General features: G+C 70.5%; 15 protein-coding genes. 10 read left to right on the top strand and 5 right to left on the bottom strand.

Annotated features, from left to right (window positions below):
• The first annotated feature begins 65 nt into the window (after positions 1-65).
• From ACX9TP_RS01395 to ACX9TP_RS01360, 8 genes are all read left to right on the top strand, one after another.
• On the top strand, positions 66-1,961 hold the full coding sequence (locus ACX9TP_RS01395; protein WP_482977885.1) for a serine/threonine protein kinase: 1,896 nt from the start codon (positions 66-68) through the stop codon (positions 1,959-1,961).
• 101 nt (positions 1,962-2,062) lie between these two features.
• Positions 2,063-2,983, top strand: coding sequence for a DUF2381 family protein (locus ACX9TP_RS01390; protein WP_482977884.1), 921 nt, complete (start codon positions 2,063-2,065; stop codon positions 2,981-2,983).
• A 145-nt stretch (positions 2,984-3,128) separates the two neighbouring features.
• Complete coding sequence (gene sitA5, locus ACX9TP_RS01385; RefSeq protein ID WP_482977883.1) at positions 3,129-4,601, top strand: SitA5 family polymorphic toxin; 1,473 nt, start codon at positions 3,129-3,131, stop codon at positions 4,599-4,601.
• Positions 4,602-4,623: 22 nt separating this feature from the next.
• On the top strand, positions 4,624-5,226 hold the full coding sequence (locus ACX9TP_RS01380) for a hypothetical protein (protein ID WP_482977882.1): 603 nt from the start codon (positions 4,624-4,626) through the stop codon (positions 5,224-5,226).
• Between the two features lie 49 nt (positions 5,227-5,275).
• A complete protein-coding gene (locus ACX9TP_RS01375) occupies positions 5,276-6,223 on the top strand; it encodes a TraB/GumN family protein (RefSeq protein WP_482977881.1) in 948 nt (315 codons plus the stop codon).
• Between the two features lie 283 nt (positions 6,224-6,506).
• The gene (locus ACX9TP_RS01370; protein ID WP_482977880.1) at positions 6,507-6,983 is read left to right on the top strand and encodes an Lrp/AsnC family transcriptional regulator; all 477 of its coding nucleotides are present in this window, start codon (positions 6,507-6,509) and stop codon (positions 6,981-6,983) included.
• A gap of 3 nt (positions 6,984-6,986) precedes the next feature.
• Positions 6,987-8,204 carry an aminotransferase-like domain-containing protein gene (locus ACX9TP_RS01365; RefSeq protein ID WP_482977879.1) on the top strand — a complete coding sequence of 406 codons (1,218 nt, stop codon included), beginning with the start codon at positions 6,987-6,989 and terminating at the stop codon, positions 8,202-8,204.
• Positions 8,205-8,400: 196 nt separating this feature from the next.
• Positions 8,401-9,147, top strand: a complete 747-nt coding sequence (locus tag ACX9TP_RS01360; RefSeq protein WP_482977878.1) for an SDR family oxidoreductase — start codon at positions 8,401-8,403, stop codon at positions 9,145-9,147.
• A 57-nt stretch (positions 9,148-9,204) separates the two neighbouring features.
• Here ACX9TP_RS01360 and ACX9TP_RS01355 read toward each other — a convergent pair whose 3' ends face one another.
• Entirely contained in the window at positions 9,205-12,117 is a 2,913-nt protein-coding gene (locus ACX9TP_RS01355; RefSeq protein ID WP_482977877.1) for a transglycosylase SLT domain-containing protein, read from the bottom strand.
• Between the two features lie 398 nt (positions 12,118-12,515).
• Here ACX9TP_RS01355 and ACX9TP_RS01350 point away from each other — a divergent pair, with 398 nt between their 5' ends.
• Positions 12,516-13,946, top strand: coding sequence for a tail fiber domain-containing protein (locus ACX9TP_RS01350; RefSeq protein WP_482977876.1), 1,431 nt, complete (start codon positions 12,516-12,518; stop codon positions 13,944-13,946).
• Between the two features lie 26 nt (positions 13,947-13,972).
• Here the strand turns inward: ACX9TP_RS01350 and ACX9TP_RS01345 are convergent, their stop codons facing one another.
• Positions 13,973-14,635 (bottom strand): TVP38/TMEM64 family protein, encoded by a 663-nt coding sequence (locus tag ACX9TP_RS01345; protein ID WP_482977875.1) that lies wholly within the window; start codon positions 14,633-14,635, stop codon positions 13,973-13,975.
• A gap of 138 nt (positions 14,636-14,773) precedes the next feature.
• Entirely contained in the window at positions 14,774-16,006 is a 1,233-nt protein-coding gene (locus ACX9TP_RS01340; RefSeq protein WP_482977874.1) for a GNAT family N-acetyltransferase, read from the bottom strand.
• Between the two features lie 221 nt (positions 16,007-16,227).
• Here ACX9TP_RS01340 and ACX9TP_RS01335 point away from each other — a divergent pair, with 221 nt between their 5' ends.
• Positions 16,228-16,620, top strand: a complete 393-nt coding sequence (locus ACX9TP_RS01335) for a RidA family protein (RefSeq protein ID WP_482977873.1) — start codon at positions 16,228-16,230, stop codon at positions 16,618-16,620.
• A gap of 316 nt (positions 16,621-16,936) precedes the next feature.
• Here the strand turns inward: ACX9TP_RS01335 and popD are convergent, their stop codons facing one another.
• A complete protein-coding gene (gene popD / locus ACX9TP_RS01330) occupies positions 16,937-17,338 on the bottom strand; it encodes a PopC secretion inhibitor PopD (RefSeq protein WP_482982347.1) in 402 nt (133 codons plus the stop codon).
• A gap of 93 nt (positions 17,339-17,431) precedes the next feature.
• Entirely contained in the window at positions 17,432-18,868 is a 1,437-nt protein-coding gene (gene popC, locus ACX9TP_RS01325; RefSeq protein ID WP_482977872.1) for a subtilisin-like protease PopC, read from the bottom strand.
• Positions 18,869-19,248: the final 380 nt, after the last annotated feature.

The raw sequence follows: 19,248 nt of genomic DNA, 5'->3' as shown, positions 1-19,248 counted from the left end.
CACCTGTCAGCTCCATGCTCCCACGAGACAGAGCCCGGTCACCGGAGCCCGCGCCCGGCGATGACGTGGGCGGGTACACCCTGGAGGCGCTGCTCGGGCAGGGCGGCTTCGGGACGGTGTACCTCGCCGAGCGGGGTGGACAGCGCTACGCGCTGAAGCTGCTGCCCCTGGCGGGGCTGGGAGACTGGGGCGAGCGTGAGCTGCTCATGCTGGCGCGGGTGAAGCACCCCAACGTCGTGCGCCTGCTGGGCTACTGGCAATGGCCGGACAGGGAGCCCCGCTTCCTCGTCGTCATCATGGAGTACGTGGAGGGACGCAGGCTGGACGTCTGGGCGGAGACGGAGAACCCGTCCGCGCATGCGGTGCTGCTGCGTGTCCTTGGCGTGGCCCGGGCGCTGCGGGCGCTCCACGAAGGCAGGGGGCTCCACCGCGACGTGAAGGAGGCCAACGTCGTCGTGCGCGAGGCGGACGGAGAGGCGGTGCTCGTGGACCTGGGCGTGGGCCGCCACGAGGACACGTCCCGAATCACGGGTGGCTCGCTGCCTCCGGGCACCCGTGCCTACCTGAGCCCGGAGGCCTGGCGCTTCCACCGGGAGCACCGGGAGCGCCCCGACGCGAACTACCGCTCCACACCCGCGGACGACCTCTACGCGCTGGGGGTGGTGCTCTACTGGCTGCTGACAGGCAGGAAGCCCTTTCACATGGAGGAGGCGGGCAGCGCCGGGGCGCTCTTGGCGCCCCATGTCCGCGACGGCCGCGTGCCCGGAGAATTGAGCGCGCTGTGCGTGAGCCTGCTGGAGGAAGGCCCGGAGCGCCGGCCGGACGCCGGGGTCCTGGTGGCGAAGCTGGAGGAGCTGCTGACACGGGGCACGCCCGAGTGGCACGTGCCCCTGTGCGACTTCCGGGACGCGCACAACACCACCACGCGGCCCGGTCCGGACGCGAATGAGGAGGTGGGCTGGTTCAACGAGGTGCGGGAAGACCTTCCACCCCGAAGGGGGAGGCGCTGGCCCCGGCCCGTCACGGAGGAGCCGGGGTCCGCCGCCGTGTCACCTGCTCAGGCTTCGTCACCACCACCGCCCTCAGGGGCAACGACGCCCACGACCGGACCGTCCAAGCCAATGACGGCGGTGGTGTGCACGGAGGACACAGCAGGCCCGGAGCCGCGCGTGCCCGGCCCGAGCCGCTCCAACTGGACCGCTGTGCTGGTAGGCCTGCTCGCGGTGCTGTGCACGGTCCTGGTGGCCGCGTACCTCGGCGGAGCGCGTCCCCTGTCTTTCATTGGCGAGGGAGGCGGTCCGGCTCCCGGCTGGAAAGTGGCGCCTCCGGGGTCGCCGCTGGAAAGTCATGAGGTCGCAGTCCCGCCCGGAGCGGTCCCCACCCCTGCGGCCGTCGCCCTCCCGGCGATGCCTGCCAAGGAATCAGCTCCCGTGAAGACGCAGAACCCCGCTGGGATGACCCAGGAAACCCCGCTGCCCGCCGGAGGACGGGGCAGCGCGGGAAAGGCGCTCAAGGCAGCGGCGGCGGCCTGCGCGTTGCTCGGCTGCCCGGGTGCTCAGGTGCGCGAGCGGCCGTCCCCCGAGCCGTGTCCGCCCGGCGCGGTGGAGACCATGAAGCAGCTCGACATCGACGTGGGGGACTCCCTGGATTGGAGCTTCGGTGGCGGAGGGAACCGGTACCTCACCGTGCGCGAGGGGTGGACCTCCGTCAAAATCGTCGGTCGAGACTTTGGGGACATCCCGAATGGCTCCATCGCCTCCGGACGGCTCGTCTTCGGAGACCGCGTCTACGGCAGGATGACCCAGGTGCGACTCGATGGTACGGGGCGCACGGTCCCGGTCTGCATGGAGCTGCTGGACACTTCCGGCAATCGAGGGCTCGAGCTTGAGTCCGGCAGTACCCCGACCGCCGCACGGGTCTTCTCCGTTGGCGCCATCCGTGCCGTGAGCCGCTTCGAATAGGGCCTCTTCCGGGCCCAGACAGACGCGAGGCTCCGCGCTGGCATGGTAGAGGCAACGTGGCAGGTACCGCCCCCGAGCTCCATCCCCATGGATTCTACTCAATGCTCGCCTCGCCTCTTGCCTTGCTGCTGCCGGTCCTGCTGACCGGGCCTGCCTCTGCGGAACCGGTATCTACGGCCTGTCAGACAGGCGTTCATCACGTGGAGCTTCCCGCGACGGCGGCGGAGCCCGCCCAGGTTTGCATCAGCCCGGGCCAGACCACCCTCATCAACTTTGATGGAGCGCTCTTCCCAGGTTCCCTGGCGCTCGATGGTGAGGACCGCTTCACGCAAGCGGAGCCCGGGCCAAGCAGCCTCAAGCTGGTGCCTTCGGAGAAGTTGGCGCCGGGCGAGCGGTTGCGGCTGACGGTGCGCTTCGAGGGCTCCGCCGCCCCGACGAGCGCGGCCCTGCTGCTGGTCGTACACCCCGCCCAGGCCACGCCGCTGGTGGACGTGCACCGGCAAACCCGTACCGTGGAGTCCTTCCGCCAGGAGCTGGGGGCACGGGACGACCAGCTGCGGCAATGCCAACAGGAGACCACGCGGCTCCGCGCCGAATCTGCCGCCCCCCGGGGGCTCGCGGGGCTTCACGCCCTGGGCCTCCTCCGCACCCAGGCGCCGTTCGGGGCCAGGGACAACAGCAGGAGCGCGCACATCTCCCCGGCGAGCACACTGCTGCTGGAGGGAGCCGCGTGGAGCTACCGCGCCGCCGAGCGCGTGGCCGTGACGATGCTTCTGATGAACCCCGAGGGCGCTTTGCCCTGGACGGCCCGGGGCGCGAAGGTGGTGCTGGAGGACAGGAGGGGCGTGGAATTGAAGGTGCTTGAAGTGTGGCCCCAGGACCCCATCCCTCCAGGCAAGACGCTCAGCGTGGTCGTGGAAGCGGAAGTCGCGGACGTGAGTGCCCAGGGTCCTTTCACCCTCCGGTTGTGGGAAGCCGAGGGCGGCAGGACGGCCATCATCCAGGGGGTGATGCTTCCGTGAAGCACGGAAGGTGACAGGTCAGGGCTGGAAGGCAGGATGAAGTGCAGGCCCTCTAGCTGGAGCGCCATCACCCTGTTCCTATTCCGGGTGCTCGCGACAGCTGCGTCCCGCGTAACGTGGCCCCTGAATGCGTCCAAGGGTTCCCATGACACTCCGTCAGGCCGGTGCGGTCCTGATGATGCTGCTGACGGCTTGCAGTGGTGTGCCCCGCGTCACACAAGCCTCGGAAGATGACGGCGAGGTGGGAGCCGGTGCGGCACAGTATCGGCTGAGCGTCTTCTCTCCGCGCACGGTGTCGGGCGAGCCGGTGGAGGTGGACGAGGACGACTTCACCGAGGCGGTGGCGAGGCTGGCTCGCGAGGCGCGTCCCGTGGCGCAGCCTCAGGCGGAGGCCCGGCGGTTGTTCGCCGAAACGCGTGAGGCGCAGGCGCGGGCCGGCGGCGAACGTGTCTTCCGACTGCCGCCGGTGAACGTGACTGGCACCGCCTCGCAGGGGGAAGCGGAGCTGACACGCGAGTACCTGCGCTGGTGCCAGCGTACGCAGGGCGGCGGTGACTGCCTGCGCCTGCTGGTGGACGGGCCCACCGTGCACGGGGATGACAGGTACGCGCTGGCCCTGGCGATTTCGCTGGGCTCGGTGCTGGCGGAGACGACGGAGGCGCTCAAGGGCATGGTGCAGCCGTCCGCCGTCCTGTCCCTGCTGGTGTGGACGGCCGTCTCCTACCTGCTGCTGTGGGCACTGCCAGAGCCGCTCTCCAAGGGTATCGCCGCGGGGATGACGGTGGTGCTGCTGGGCTGGCTGGGCGTGGACACGCTGTGGAGCCTGATGCGCGGCTGGGTGCGCCTGGTGGAGGACTCCGACAGGGCCACCACCTTCGATGAGCTGAGCGAGGCCGGGGAGAAGTTCGGCCGGGTGATGGGTGAGAACACCGCGCGCGTGCTGGTGATGGTGGCCACGGCGGCCCTCGGTGGTGCGGTGCCGTCGCTGGCGAAGAAGCTGCCGGCGCTGCCCGGCTTCGCGAAGGCAACCGTGCAGGCCGAGGCGCAGGGAGGGCTCCGGCTTGCCGCGGTGGCCGAGGTGGAGTCGGTGGCAGCCTCGTCCGAGGGCACCTTCTCCGTCTTGATGAAGAGCCCGGGGAGTCGGGCGAGCGCAGCGGCCGCGGAGTCAGAGGCCGCGGTCACCACGCTCATCCGGCACCAGGGTGGCAACCGGCAGGTGATTAGCAACGGTCAGCGCTGGCACGTGCCCGCGAACAAGCCGCTGAAGGACATCCCCACGGCGGACCCGGTGGGAGACCAACTCCAGGCGGCGGCGACCCGTATCGCCAAGGACTGGGGCCCTCACATGCTCAAACAGGCAGAACTGGACGCCATCACGAAGGCCACAGCTCGGGGAGAACACTGGCTGGCGCGCCTGCTCGAGCGTGAAGCCCGAGGTCGCTTCGTGGAGCAGCAACTCGTGCGACGGTTCTCGCAGCTCCGATGGAGCAGGAACGGAGTCGATGCAGTTGATCCCAGGACTGGCTGCCACTACGAGATTCTTTCAGGAACAGCCTCAAACCTCTCCTTACATGGCAAACGAATGGCCAGCATCCTCTTCCGGATGATCACCTTCTAAGCCCGTCGAGCGCAGGAACCTCGTGATTCAATTCAGCGATAAAACCATCGAAGACGAGCGCCTGGAGCTGACCAGCAAGGAGCATCTCTATTACCTGGGTCACCACCTGACCCTGAAGCGATGCCACCTCATCATCAAGGTCCCTACGCGGGCACTGGTGATTACTCGTACGCAGCTCATCGACTGCACCGTCGACGTCAAGAAGGAGCTCAAGAACTTCCGCTGGGAGGACGTCATCCTGAAGGGATGCCGGTTCACAGGCGCGATGACGGGCAACGACTTTGGCCGGTGGCCCTACGCCGAGCAGCCAGAGCTTGGCAGCATCGAGGACTGCGACTTCACCGAAGCACGCCTGGACGCATGCCGCTTCTTCGACTGTGACCTCAGTCGCATGAAGCTTCCTTCCTGGCCCTGCTTCAGCATCCTCGACCCGGTGGGCCGCAAGAGCGAGCTGCTCGCCATCCAGTGGCCGGGCACCATGCGCATCACCGTGGAGTCCTTCACGCAAGCTCCTCCGGAAACACTCGCCGTGACGTACTTCGCTCCCGCCGTGGCGAAGCGCACCGGCACCACCCCGGAGGCCATCCGCGCCGTCCTCGACACCCTGCCCGGTGTGATTCTCTGACGCCCCTGTCCTCCAGGGACCTCGACTCCGCCCGCGCGCCGGTGCTTCCATGTCCCCCATGAAGCGCCTGTCCCTGCTGTCCTCCCTGCTCCTCACCGCGCTGCTCGGTGTGGGCTGTGCCTCCACGCCCCCGCCGAAGCCGTACGTCCCCGTCGATACGGGACACGCCTTCCTCTGGGAGGTGAAGGACGGCCACGGGCGCGGCGGCACCGCCTACCTCGTCGGCTCCATCCACATGGGCAGGACAGGCGAGCTCCCCGTCCCCCCGTCCATGGAGGCCGCCTTCGCGAAGTCCGACGCCCTCGTCGTCGAGGTCGACGTCAACAAGGTGGACCCCGCCGCCATGCAGAAGCTCGTGCAGGAGCTGGGCCGGCTTCCCGACGGCCAGCGCCTGTCCCAGCGGCTGGACCCCATCACCATGACGCTGCTCGGCCGCGCCGCCCAGCGCATGGGCCTGCCCGTCTCCAACCTGGAGCCCCTGCGCCCCTGGCTCGTCGGCATGGTCCTCAGCGTCACCGAGCTGCAGCAGGCCGGCTACAAGCAGGGCGAGGGCATCGACCGCGCCTTCCTCACCCGCGCCCAGGACGCCGGCAAGCGCGTCCTCGAGCTGGAGACCGCCGAGGGCCAGCTGCGCATGCTCGCCGGCACTCCGGACGACCTCCAGGACCTCATGCTCAGAGACCAGCTCCGCCGCACCACCGCGGCCGGCACCGTCCTCGACCAGCTCGTCGCCGCGTGGAAGGCCGGGGACGCGGACGGCATGGCCTCGCTGCTGCTCGACGGCGCCAACGAGCCCACCTACCGCCCCGTCTACGAGCGCATCTTCTTCGAGCGCAACGTGCAGATGGCCACCGGCGTGGACGCCCTCCTCGCCCAGCCCCGCACCCACTTCGTCGTCGTGGGCGCCGGCCACGTCGTGGGCCCCAGAGGCCTCGTCGCCCTCCTCCAGCAGCAGGGCCACACCGTCCGCCAGCTGGGCCGCACCACCGCCGAGTAGCGCCCCCCTCCTCGCCACCTGTCCACCCGCGCACACCGCGCGGCGACGACTTCGCCCCGCAGGGCAGCCCTCATGCCCGCGGTGACGCTTTTCCTTCCCACTTCTCTCGGAAGAACCCGCACGGACCGTCCCACGTGACGCGCCCGCGACGGCACCGTCCGTGCAATGCGTCCTGGGGAGTCCACAACAGAGGCGGAAACCTCCAGTTGCATCCTTGGACCATCAAATTTAAATTAACTGCCGAAACCTCGAACCGCCTATAAAAATAAGGTCCACCGAAACCATGCCCCTGGACGAGCTCGACATCCGCATCGTCGACCTGCTGCAGCGCGACGGTCGCGCCACGCAGCTGGAGCTGTCCCGCTCGGTGGGGCTGTCTCAGCCGGCGGTGGCCGAGCGCATCCGGAAGCTGGAGGAGCGCGGCGTCATCACCGGCTACACGGCGCGGGTGGACGCGGCGAAGCTCGGCAAGGACATCACCGCCTTCATCGGCGTGAGCATCGAGCACCCCAAGTACTTCGAGGGGTTCGCGAAGAAGGTGCTCTCGCTGCCCGACATCCTGGAGTGCCACCGCGTGGCCGGCCAGGACTCGTACATCCTCAAGGTCAAGACGGCGAACACGAAGACGCTCGACTCGCTCCTCGTGGAGACGCTGCGCACCATCGCCGGTGTCACCCGTACGCAGACCACCATCGTCCTGTCTTCCATCAAGGAGGACACGCATGTGCGTGTCCCCCCCGAGCTTCTGAAAGGAGAGTGAGAGATGAGCGCCGACGCCATGAGCGCACCCCTTCCCCCGCCGCCGGTCTGGAGACTGGCCCAGCGGATGGCCCGGACGAAGACGTCCGTGGTGCGCGAAATCCTGAAGGTCGCCGAGCGGCCCGACATCCTCTCCTTCGCGGGAGGCCTGCCGGCACCGGAGCTCTTCCCGCTGGAGGCCATCGCCGAGGCCCACGCCGAGGTGTTCGCCACCGAGGGGCGCGCCGCGCTCCAGTACAGCACCACCGAGGGCTACGGCCCCCTGCGCGAGTGGATTTGCGGCCACCTCCAGAAGCGCGGCCGCGTGGCCACCCCGGAGCAGGTGCTCATCACCAGCGGCTCGCAGCAGGGCATCGACCTCGTCGCCAAGGTGCTGCTGGACCCGGGTGACCTGGTCATGGTGGAGAGCCCCAGCTACCTGGCGGCCCTGCAGACGTTCGGCTCCTACGAGGCGAAGTTCGCCACCGTGGCCAGCGACGACCAGGGCATGCGCACCGACGACCTGGAGCGCATGCTGGCCATGCACAAGCCCAAGCTCGTGTACGTGGTCTCCAACTTCCAGAACCCCAAGGGCACCACCCTCTCGCTGGAGCGCCGGCGCGAGCTGGTGCGCCTGGCCCAGAAGCACCGCTTCCTCATCCTCGAGGACGACCCGTACGGCGAGCTGCGCTTCACCGGCAAGCACCTGCCGTCCATGGCCTCGTTCGACGACGAGGGCGTGGTGGTGTCCCTGGGCACCTTCTCCAAGACGCTCGCCCCGGGCCTGCGCATCGCCTGGGTGGCGGGGCCTCGTGACTTCGTGCGCAGCCTCACCATCGCCAAGCAGGCGACGGACCTGCACACCGCCACGCTGGCCCAGCGCGCGGTGGCGAAGCTGCTCACCCGCTTCGACTACAACGCCCACCTGGAGTCGCTGTGCCCCATCTACGGCCAGCGCGCCAACGCCATGCTGGACGCGCTCAAGGTCCACATGCCCGCCGGCACGAAGTGGACGACGCCCGAGGGCGGCATGTTCCTGTGGGTGGAATTGCCCGCGGGCCTGAGCGGCGACGCCCTGCTGCCCAAGGCGATTGAGCAGAAGGTGGCCTTCGTGCCCGGCAGCCCCTTCTTCGCCACCAACCCGCGCCCGGAGTTCATGCGCCTCAACTACTCCAACCGCCCGGCGGACCTCATCACCGAGGGCATGCGCCGGCTGGGCGCCGTGATTTCCGCGGCGATGTAGGCCGAAAGAGCACCGCGCCGCGCCGCCTTCCCCAGGTGGCGCGGCGCTTTTCAGCCAGTGAAGTTGAAGGTCGATTCAGGTTTCAACTCTCTCGCCGCTGGCCAGCGCGGCCGGGGTTGCGTAGCCTGCGCCCACTTTTACAGGTGGCGCGGGCTCCCCCGGGACTTCGCGCCGCCGTCATCCCGGAGAGAGACACATGCAGCTCAAGGACCTCAAAATCATCGTCACCGGCGGCGCCCAGGGCATGGGCGCGCACTTCGCGCAGCGGCTCCAGGAGGCCGGCGCCCAGGTGGCGGTGGGTGACGTCAACGAGGAGCGGCTCGCCGCGCTGCCCGCCGGCATCCACCGCCGCAAGCTGGACGTGTCCTCCGAGGACGACGTCGTCTCCTTCGTCGCCTGGGCGCACGGGGCCATGGGCGGCCTCAACGGCCTCATCAACAACGCGGGCATCCTCCGTGACGCGCTGCTGGTGAAGAAGGACCGGACCACGGGCCAGGTGAAGAAGCTGTCTACCGCGGACTGGAATGCCGTCATCGGCGTCAACCTCACCGGCGCCACCCTGATGGTGCGCGAGGTGGTGGCGAAGATGGCGGAGACGGACACCAAGGGCGGCGTCGTCGTCAACATGTCGTCCATCGCCCGGCACGGCAACCGCGGCCAGTCCAACTACGTGTCCGCGAAGGCCGCGCTGGCCGCCAACACCGTCACCTGGTCTCGCGAGTTCGCGCCCTTCGGCATCCGCGTGGGCGCCGTGGCCCCGGGCATGATTGAGACGCCGATGACGCAGGGCATGAACCAGAAGGCCCGTGACGCCCTGGTGTCCAACATCCCCGTGGGCCGCATCGGCGTGCCCGAGGACATCTGGGTGGCCGTGAAGTTCATCATCGAGTGCGACTACTTCAACGGCCGCACCATCGACGTGGACGGCGGCCTCAACTTCTAGCGCGCCGTCCTCGTGGGGCCCGCCCGGTGCGCGGGCCTCGCGAAGGGCTGACGGCGGCTACCTCACGCTGACGTCGTCCACGCGGAGGTTGCGCAGGACGGCGGGCTCGTTGCCGTAGAGGAGCTTGTAGGCGCTGTAGCTGCCGAGCACCTTCTTCACGTAGCCGCGCGTCTCCTCGAAGGCGATGTGCTCCACCCACTCGTCCAGCTCCGCCTGGGGCAGCGCGTGGCGCCAGCGCTCCACCGCTCCGGGGCCCGCGTTGTAGGCGGCCACCGCGTAGGCGACGTTGCCTCCGAAGTGCTTGAGGAGCTGGCCCAGGTACGCCGCGCCCAGGCGCACGTTGTCCGCCGGCTGGAGCAGCGCCGCCTCGCCCACCGGGGGCAGGTCCAACGAGTCCGCCACCTGCCGCGCCGTGGCCGGCATCAGCTGCGCCAGTCCCAGCGCTCCGGTGGAGGAGCGCGCGCGGGGATTGAAGCGGCTCTCCTCGCGGATGAGTCCCTGCAGCAGGTCCGGGTCCACGCGCGAGGCGCGGGCATAGCGCTCGATGAGCGCGCGGTAGGCCCGCGGCCAGGTGGCCTCCCAGATGGGCCGGGTCGACGCGCTCAGCGGGCCGTGGATTTCCTGGCCCAGCGCCGAGCGCGCCACCTGCCGCGCGAGCTTGCGGCGCCCGGTGCGCAGCACCGTCTGGTACAGCAGCCGCGCCGGGGCCTCCGGCAGCGCGCGGCCGTCCACCGCGAGGAACTCGTTCACCGCGCCGGGGAGCCCCAGCCGCAGCAGCTCCACGCCCGCCGCGAAGCGCGCGTCGTGCTGGAGCGGACCCGGGGCGAGCGGCCAGACCTCGGCCGGCTCACCGAGCTCGACGGGCTCGGTGGGAGTGACGGCCCGGGCCGCGCCGACCTGCTTGCTGGCGGTGGCCGTGGACCCGATGGCGCCTCCCTGAGTGCTGACCGTGGGCATGGACCCGGCGCGGTTCGCCGCGACGAGACCCGAGGCGTGCACACCGGACGTGCCGGCCTCGGCGGTGCTCCCGGCGAGCCCCCCGGGCTTGAGGGCCGCGACGAGGCTTCCCGCGGACAGACTCTCGGCGCCGGCCCCACCGGAAACCACGGCTCCCGCCGACCGGACGGGCTTGCCAGCCTCGGCGGCGGACCGCGTGAGCACGTCGACGGCCCCACCGGAGCTGCTGGCCGCGACGATGGTTCCCGCAGCCACGCCCGGCCTGCCGGCCACGGCCGAGGACGGCGTGAGCGCTCCGGAGCCTCCGAGCGGATTGCCGGACACGCCAGACGCTCCGCCGAGCACTCCGGTGGCGCCACGCGAATTGCCGGCCACCGGGGTGGTACCCGTGTGCGCTCCCGCGCCTCCGAGCACGTTGCCGGCGGCGCCAACGGCGCTCCTGGCCACCTCGCCGGCTCCACCCGCGCTGCCGGAGCCCCCCACTCCTTCGTGGGACGGACGCAGACGCGCCACGCGCTCGGGAGCGAGCAGGGCCAGCCGCGAGCGGGCCAGCATCCCGTACCACCCCGCGGGCCGCTCCATGGCGATGTGCTCGTAGCGGTCCATCGCCTCCACCTTGGTGGCCTCACCCTCCAGCATCCGCGCGTGCCAGTACTTCGCGCGCCAGAGCGCCTCGTCCGTGCGCGCCGCCGCGGGGAGCTTCTCCACCGCCGTCAGCGCGGCCAGCGCGGCCTCGCGCTCCTGGCGACGCGTGTGGAGCCAGAAGGCGCGGAAGAGCGCCTCCGAGGCGAAGTTGCCGGACGGGTAGCGCCGCGCGGTCTCCTCGTAGCGCGCCATCGCCGCGTCCGTGTCCCCCGTGCGCTGGAGGAACCACGCCGAGAAGAAGAGCGCGTCGTCCGCGTACCCGTGCTCCGGATAGTCACGCGCCAGCGTCGCATACGTGGTGATGGCCGCCTTCGGGTCCACCACCGACTGCGAGTACCCCAGCACGTACAGCGCCTGCGGCCGCTGCTCCGGCGAGGTGCACTGCTCCACCATCGGCGTGAGCACCTGGATGGCCCGGCGGTGCTGCCGCTCCTTGCGCAGGGCCCGGCCGTAGGTGAGGTGCGCGCGGCACGACAGCTCGTCGGGCAGCTGCACGTGGGGCAGCACGCCATTCAGCAGCTCCATGCCCGAGTGGTTGCGGTGCAGCTCCACCAGCGCCTCGGCCCGGCGCACCCGCCACTTGATGGGCAGCGGCAGCCCCTTCAGCCGCTGTGCGGCGCGCTGCGCCTCGCGCGACAGCGGGCTGGTGGCCCACACCTCCAGCAGCGCGCGGTGCTCGGCGTTGTACTGGCCCTGGGCTCGCGCCAAATCGCAGATGGCCAGCAGCGCCTTCATCCGGAGCGCGTCCGGCCCGCGCGACTGGCGGCTGTCGATGAGCTCCTGCAGCGCCGCCAGCGCACCGGCGACATCTCCCCGGCGCTGGAGCACCTTCGACAGGCTGAAGCGCGCCTCCGGGTAGAGCGGCGAGCCCGGGCTCACCTCGCGGTACTGGCCCACGGCCAGCTCCCACCGGCGCACCTTCTCGTTGGCCTGCGCCGCGCGGAACAGGCAGTGGTCCCTGAGCGGGATGTAGTCGTTGGCCAGCGCCGCGAACTCGTCCGCGGCGACGGTGAAGTCCTTCGCCAGCAGGGCGCTCTGCGCCTGGAGGAAGCGCACCGGCAGCGTGGGCTTCTCCTGGGCGAGCAGCGCTCGCGCGCGCTGATACCGGCCCCGGTCGAACTCCGCGCGCGCCTTCGCCAGCGTGCCCTCCGCGAAGTACGGCTCCAGCTGCTCCGGCCCGAAGGTGGGCGCAGCCCCTTCCGCGCTGTCCGGCTGCGCGGTGGGTGAGTCGAGCAGCGCTTCCAGCTGCTCCTCCGAGAGCACGTCGCCCGGGGTCTCCTCCACGGCCTCCTGTGCCCACGTGGGGCCCGCTCCCAGCACGCTCGCGCATGCCAGGAACACCACCGCTCCCGTTCGCAGCCCGTCCATTGCAGCCCTCTTCTGAAGTCCTGGGGCCAAGATGGATTTGCACGCTCCGTGTGAACGGGACTGGGTCAACTCACGCCGCCCGCACGCACGTCGTCCAGGCGATACCGGCGGATGTGGCACCCCCGGCGGTTTGCACGAAACCCGACGGCCCCCGAGCCCCCAGCGTAGGCGCTCCTGCGCCTGGGTGGTGGAGGCGACCACCTGCCCTGCTCCGGCCGGCTCCGCCCCCGAGGGCGCATGCCAGGACCGGGGGCCGCGCGTCCCCTGCCTTCCCGAGCAATTCCGTAACAATCCTGCAGGTGTACGCGGGTAGCGTCCCGGCGCCCGGCACATTCCGGGGAAGATTCCGGGCCCTGTCCGTTCCCCCCGCGCCGCCCTGCAACCGAGGAGACCCCACCATGAAGGTCGGAACGCTGTTGGCCACACTGGGATGCATCGCCGTGAGCACGGGAGGTTGTGGCTCCGAGGGCCCCACGGGGCCCGAGGGCCCGCAGGGGCCGAAGGGCGAGTCCGGCCAGCCGTGGGAGGTGGGGAGCGGACTCCAGCTCGACGGGAACGTCCTCCGCGTCGAGTACGGGAGCGGGGAGACCACCGTCGTGCAGGGCAATGACTCGCGGCTCAATGACGCCCGAGCGCCGCTGCCGGGCAGCGGGAGCTACATCCAGAACGGGAGCACCGTGCAGGACGCCTCGTTCTCCGTCGCGGGGACGGGCACCACGAATGGCCGGCTGACGACGAAGACGGACCTGCGCATCGACGCGACCGCGGAGGTCTCCTCGTCGCAGCACCTGTTCCGCATCGACAACACCTCGTCGGCCAGCCCCCAGTGGAACAACTTCCGGCTCTTCACCGTGGACTCGGCCGGTGGCGTGCTGGCGCGCGGGGAGCTGGGCTACGGCACCATTCCCACGACGGGCAAGGGGCTCCGGCTCATGTGGTACCCGTTCAAGGGCGCGTTTCGCGCCGGCAGTACCGACACCCAGTGGGACGACGCGAACGTGGGCTTCTACTCGTGGGCGGGCGGAAACCTGACCATGGCCAGTGCCTTCGCCGCCTTCGCCTTCGGTGACCAGTGCACCGCGAGCGGCACGGACTCGGTGTGCTTCGGCTCCAGCAACCTCGCCAGCGGGACGGCGAGCATCACCAGTGGCGCCTCCAACACCGCGAGCGGCTTCGGGTCCGTGGCCATGGGATACACCAACGTCGCCAGCGGCCAGGGCGCCGTGGCCCTCGGGTACCGCGTGGCGGCGAACTCCGACTATGGCGTGGCCCTGGGGCACCGGGTGACGACAGGCGGCTTCGACGGCGCGTTCATCTGGGGGGACCAGTCGACCACCACCGTGGCCGCCAACACCGCCAACAACCAGTTCATGGTGCGCGCCGCGGGCGGCGTGCGACTGAGGACCAACGCCACGCTCACCACGGGGTGTGATTTGCCCGCCGGCTCGGGCGTGTTCTCGTGCACCTCCGACCGCGACACCAAGGAGGACTTCCGCCGCATCGACGGGGAGGAGGTCCTCTCGAAGGTGGCGCGGATGCCCGTCGAGAGCTGGCGCTACAAGGACGAAGGCCAGGGCGTCCGCCACGTGGGCCCCGTCGCGCAGGACTTCCGCGCGGCCTTCGGCCTGGGCACGGACGACAAGAGCATCGGCCTGCTCGACATCGACGGGGTGAACATGGCCGCCATCCAGGCGCTGGAGCGGCGCACCCAGGAGCTGCGCGCGAAGACGGCCGAGGTGGATGCCCTGAGGGCCGAGCTGGCCGAGCTGAAGCAGGGCCTGTCCCGGCTGGAGGCGGCCGTCCACGCGCAGCGTCCCGCCGCGCGGTGATGTCAGGCCGTCACCTGTGGCACCTGTCAGGCCGTCACCTGCGGTGACTCCGCGAGCCGGCGCCTTGCCCACGCGGTGAGGCCCACGGCACTCAGCGCGGTGAGGGCCACCGTCACCCAGAGCCCCGCCGCGCCGCCCGAGCCCTGCACCATGCCCGCCGCGCCGTGCCCCAGCACGAGGAAGAGCACGGTGGCCGGCAGGCTTCCCACCAGGGTGCCCGCGAGGAACGAGGCCGCGCTCACCCGCGTCAGCCCCAGCGCGTAGTTGAGCACGCCGTAGGGCGCCAGGGGCGACAGGCGCAGCAGGCACACCACGCCGAAGCCGCCGTCCTTCATCGCCGCGTCCAGCCGCGTGAGTCCCGGGAAGCGCTGGCGCAGGCGCTCGAAGGGGCCTCGCGCGAAGCGGGCGAGCGAGAAGGCCACGAGGTCCACGCCGAGGCTGAGGAGCATCAACAGCGCGCCGCCACCCCAGGGCCCGTAGAGCGCGCCCGCCAGGAGCGCGAAGGGTGTGGTGGGCAGCAGGAGCAGCGTGGACACGCTGTACACCGCGCAGAAGAGGACCGTGCCCGTCAGGCCCGAGCCGCGCACCAGGTCGAGCGCTGGCAGCGCTCCCGAGGCGAGCGGACGCAGCATGAGCAGCGTTGCCACGAGGCCTAGCAACATCAACAGCACCGGCAGGTGACGCTTCATGCGTGCTCCTTGAAGGCGTGACGGGCAGACCCCCGCGGCTGCATCCGCGACACCGGCAGGTGACGCTTCATGCGTGCTCCTTGAAGGGTTGGCGAGCCGCCCACTTCGGCTGCATCCACAGCAGTGGCAGGTGACGCTTCATCGGTGCCCCTTGAAGGGGTGGCGGGCCGCCCACTTCGGCTGCACCAGCGGGAGGAGGCTGCGGGCCAGCGGGTACAGCAGCGGCTCGCGGTGACGGGTGAAGAGGTTGAGGCTCAGCGGCTCCGCGCCCAGCGCGCTCTTGCACTCCAGCGAGGTGCGGCCGAACTGGATGCGCTTCGCGCCGGTGACGATGCCGTACTCCACGTCGTCCAGCAGCGCGTTGAAGTAGAGCGCGAGCCGCTCGTTGTGCGCGTAGTCGATGCCCAGGTAGTAACTCTCCGACTCCTCTCCGGCGCGCAGGCGCGAGTTGAAGGCGCGCAGCTCCCCGCCCTCGAAGTAGCCGAGGAAGTCGAAGGCCTCACCCAGCGCCTCCTTCAGGTGCACGAAGTACGAAGCACTCACGCGCGAGGGCCGCAACCGCGAGCGCTGGTGCACGGCGCCGTACAGCGCCTCCACCTGCGGCGCCAGGCCGGCGATTTCTCCCGCCGTCAGGCTCCGGCGCTCCACGCCCGCGAGCTGCCGCCGCGAGCGTCGGGCATTGGCGCGGTACTTCGTGGTGAGGTCCGCGAGGTAGTCATCGAAGCTGCGCCACGTGGGGCGCACGGTGAGCACCATGGTGGGGTCCACCTGCACGCGGTCCAGCCCCGCCCGCTCCAGGGCCTGCGTGGCCCCGAGCGCCTCGGGCGCCAAATCCTTCACCAGCACGAAGGTCAGGTTGCGCTCCTGCGCCTGGAGGGCATCCACCGCCTCGGCCAGCGCGGCCCAGGCGCGCTCCGCGTCCACCTCCGGCCGGTGCGCGAAGCCGTGCGGCCCGCAGACGAAGAGGTTGCCGCACACGAGGACGCGCACCCGCATGCGCTCCAGCACGCGCTTGAGCTGGGCGCGCACGAAGAAGGACGCGCCCAGCGTCTCCTCGGGCGGCATGCCCTCCGGCAGCAGGTTGGGCCCGAAGCCGTCCATGCCGAAGTCCACGCACTGGAAGCTGGCGACGGCCACGGGCCGGCCGTGCTCGCGGAAGAGCGCGTAGAAGAACGTCATCCGCTCGGGGCGGCTGCGCTCCAGCGCGCGCAGGTACGTGGGCTGGAGGAAGACGTGTCCGGCGTCCACCACCGCGCACCAGTCCGCGTCGGGGAGGGCCTCGGCGGTGGAGAACAGCTCGAAGTGCAGACCGCTCGCGCCGGGGTGCCGCGCAGACCGTGCTACCGGGGAGGACTTCCGCGCCACTTGCATGGATGGGCTCCGTGAGGGTGACCGCTGACAAAGAGCCCTCCAACGCAACCTCCGTGCCTCCTCTCACCCGTGCGCCAGGTGCGCGGTTTTGCTGGGACTGTGCAGCCGGGAGACTCCGCACGTGTGCAGCGGAGCGCACAGTGCGCGGTGCAGGTGGCACGCGAGGTGCGCCCTGCCCGCGCCTTCGCTATGCCTGGGGCTCCCTTCGCCAGGAGCCGCCCGTGACGTCAGCGAAGCACCAGCCCATCGTCTCCCCCAACCTGCCCAAGCCCGCGGGCCCGTACTCGCCCGGGATGCAATTGGGCCAGCTGCTCTTCATCTCCGGACAGGCCGCCAGGGACCCGGCCACCGGCATCCAGGCCGAGGGAATCGAGGCGCAGACGGAGCAGGTGCTGCGCAACCTGGAGCGCATCCTCGTGGCCGGCGGCTCCAGCCTCCAGCACGTCCTGCGCTGCGGCGTCTTCCTCACGGACATGAAGGAGTTCCCCCGCATGAACGCCGTCTACGAGCGCGTCTTCGCCGGACACCGCCCCGCGCGCACCACCGTGCAGGTGTCCGCGCTCCCCGACGACGGCCTGCGCGTGGAAATCGACTGCGTCGCCTACGTGCCCTGAAGCGCCCCGCGCGCCCGGCTTTCGCCGCCGGGTGCGCCTGCTCCCGGCCGCTCGGTGCGCCGCGTCGACCGCCCGACGTTGCCCCCGGACCTCGGGCCGTCTGGCCAGTTGGCAGGACAATCCCGAGTTTCTAAGTTAATCAGGAAGAAGCGGCCCTGACGTCGGTTCACCGTGGCGGGAACGACGGAACCGGGGCCCCTGCTTCCGAGGCGGCGCGCCAGCGCCGCCGGAAGGTGGCCGCGAAGCCACCAGGGCAGCCCTCCTCACGCTCGGAGGGAGTCCCAGACCAGGGGTGCACGGCGAGGGGCACCCACCGCTAGATGAGGTCGAGGGGCAGCATCGCGCCCGCTTCGAACTCCGGCGCACGGCGCAGCTGGTCCAGCACGCGCGGCGCGCAGCGCAGGTGGAGCATGGGCATGGAGCCCGGCTCGCTCACCGAGCGCACGGAGCCCAGGAGGTGCTTCTCCTCGAGCCATCGCATGAAGCTCTGGTGGAAGCGTGCGCTTTCGGCCAGGCCGGACTGGTGTACCTCCGCGCGCGAGCGAGGAGGGGGCCGGGCCGCCGGCGCACGCGCGCGCGACGGTGCGGCTGCCTCCCTGGGCATTACCGTGATGTCGACCCACTCGGGCTGTGCATCCGGACCCGCCTGTAGGCTGCTCGCCGCGCCCGGCAGCGGACGCACGTTCGAGGAAAGCCGGGGCGCACCTTCGGCGTACATGTCCCCCGGCCCGCCATTCTTTCCGCTCATGGCCTCATCCTCCCCCGGGTCCGGCGCTCAGCTGGCGCCGACCCCGGTATCAACCCACCACCGTCACCTGAACACGGCCAGGCCCTTGCCCGTCCGGTGTGTCGCCGAGCGGGGAAGCTTGACCGCATTGGCCAGGATCAAATCCCTCACCTCAACCGCCGTCAAGTCAGGGGCACGGCAGCGGTACAGTGCTGCAATACCCGCTACATAAGGCGCCGCCATGCTGGTGCCACTCATTCGCTCGTAGAACGCCTGGTTGTTGCAGCGTCGCTCCGTGGACGAATACACGCTTACCCCGTAACCCATGACGTCGGGGACGATGCGCCTACCCACCGTCCCGCTGGCGGAGAAAGTGGCCACGTTGCGCTCGAAGTCGACTGCGCCAACCGCCAGGGATTCCGGAAAGGCGGCTGGATAACCAACCGTGTCGGGTCCACTGTTGCCTGCCGCGACAACAGGCAGGACGTTGCTGTCGAGCAGACGACGAATCATCGTCTGCAGCGCGCGCAGGTTGAGGTTGTAGTCGGCCTCGGTGATTCCGGGCGGCGGGTTGAGCGGAAAGCCCAGCGACAGATTCACGACGGCCGGGCGCATGGCGTTTTCAGGGCGGCTGAACTGGTGCAGCAGCCACTCGATGCCGGCGGCGACGCGGCCGAGGCTGGTGCGGATGGTCTCCGATTCGATGACGGATGCGACGTAGAGGTCCACCTCCGGGGCGACGCCGTGGTGCACGCCCGCGGCGATGCCGCACACGTGCGTGCCGTGGCCGTCCGGGTCGAAGCCGCGGATGTCACGGGCGGGGTTGTGCGGCGAGTTGGGGAACAGCGACACGTAACGGAACTGGATGACGCGAGCGGCGTGCTCGGGGTGGTCCGCGTCCACGCCGGTGTCGAGGATGCCGAGCATCACCCCCGCGCCGCGGATGCCCTGCGCGTGGGCGATGGGCACGCCGCTCTCCTCCGGCCACTCGCGCTGGGCGAGCGAGGACATGCCGATGTGGCGCGGGCCCATCTGCCCCGCGGACACCGGGCCGGGGAAGGACAGGGGCACCACGTCGGGGATGAACTCGAAATCCTTCTCCAGGTCCGCGCGCGCGGCCTTCTCGGTGGCCTCCTCGTAGAAGTGGGCCATGGTGGCGCCGACGAGCGGCATGAAGCGGTAGCTGCCCGCCTCCGCGCCGGTCTGCTCCGACACGGGCGCGCCCGGCAGGGGCACGGTGCTGGAGTCGGCGCCGCGCGTGCCGGCCTGCTGCACTCGCGAGCCCTTCTTGCCCTTCGCGCCGCGCTTGCGCGGCTCCTGGCCACTCACCTGCGGACGCACGCCGGGCAGCGTGGCCGAGCGGAGGCCCAGCGCGGAGAGCGCGTCGGGGGCCTTGTTCGCCACGGCGAAGCGCAGCGCCGTGGTGCGAGGCAACACGCGCTCGCCCTGCTCCGTGCCGCGCGGTCCCACGCGCGCCTGCGACTCGATGGACTCCTTTGGAACCAACAGGTAGGACTTCATGGTTGGTGTACTCCTTGGACGACCTTGCAACGCCAGCCGCGTGAGAAGAGGGCTGCCGGCATCAGTTGAGCGCCCGTCGCGTGCGGAGCCTCTCGCGTGCGAGGGGGGCAATGGGGGCGCGCTCGTGGCGACGTGCCCCCGACAGAAGTGGCCCGCGTCCGTGGCGGCGCGTCCACCGTGGTGGGTGAGGCTGACATCCCCGCGGGGGCACACTCCGGCCTCGCGCGTGGCGGCGCGCCCGGTGTGTGGTGGCTGTGTTCCCGCTGCGTCATGCCGTCACTCCTCCTTGGAAGCCCCGGCCCACGGTGCGATTGGAACGGATGGGCCTGACAAAAAACCAAGGATTTCCTGTAGTAGACGCGTGAGACCCCCTGATTCGG

The sequence above is a fragment of the Pyxidicoccus sp. M15 genome (assembly GCF_056858435.1).
Note: the sequence above shows the minus strand (reverse complement) of the source record. Positions and strands in the feature narration are given on the sequence as shown.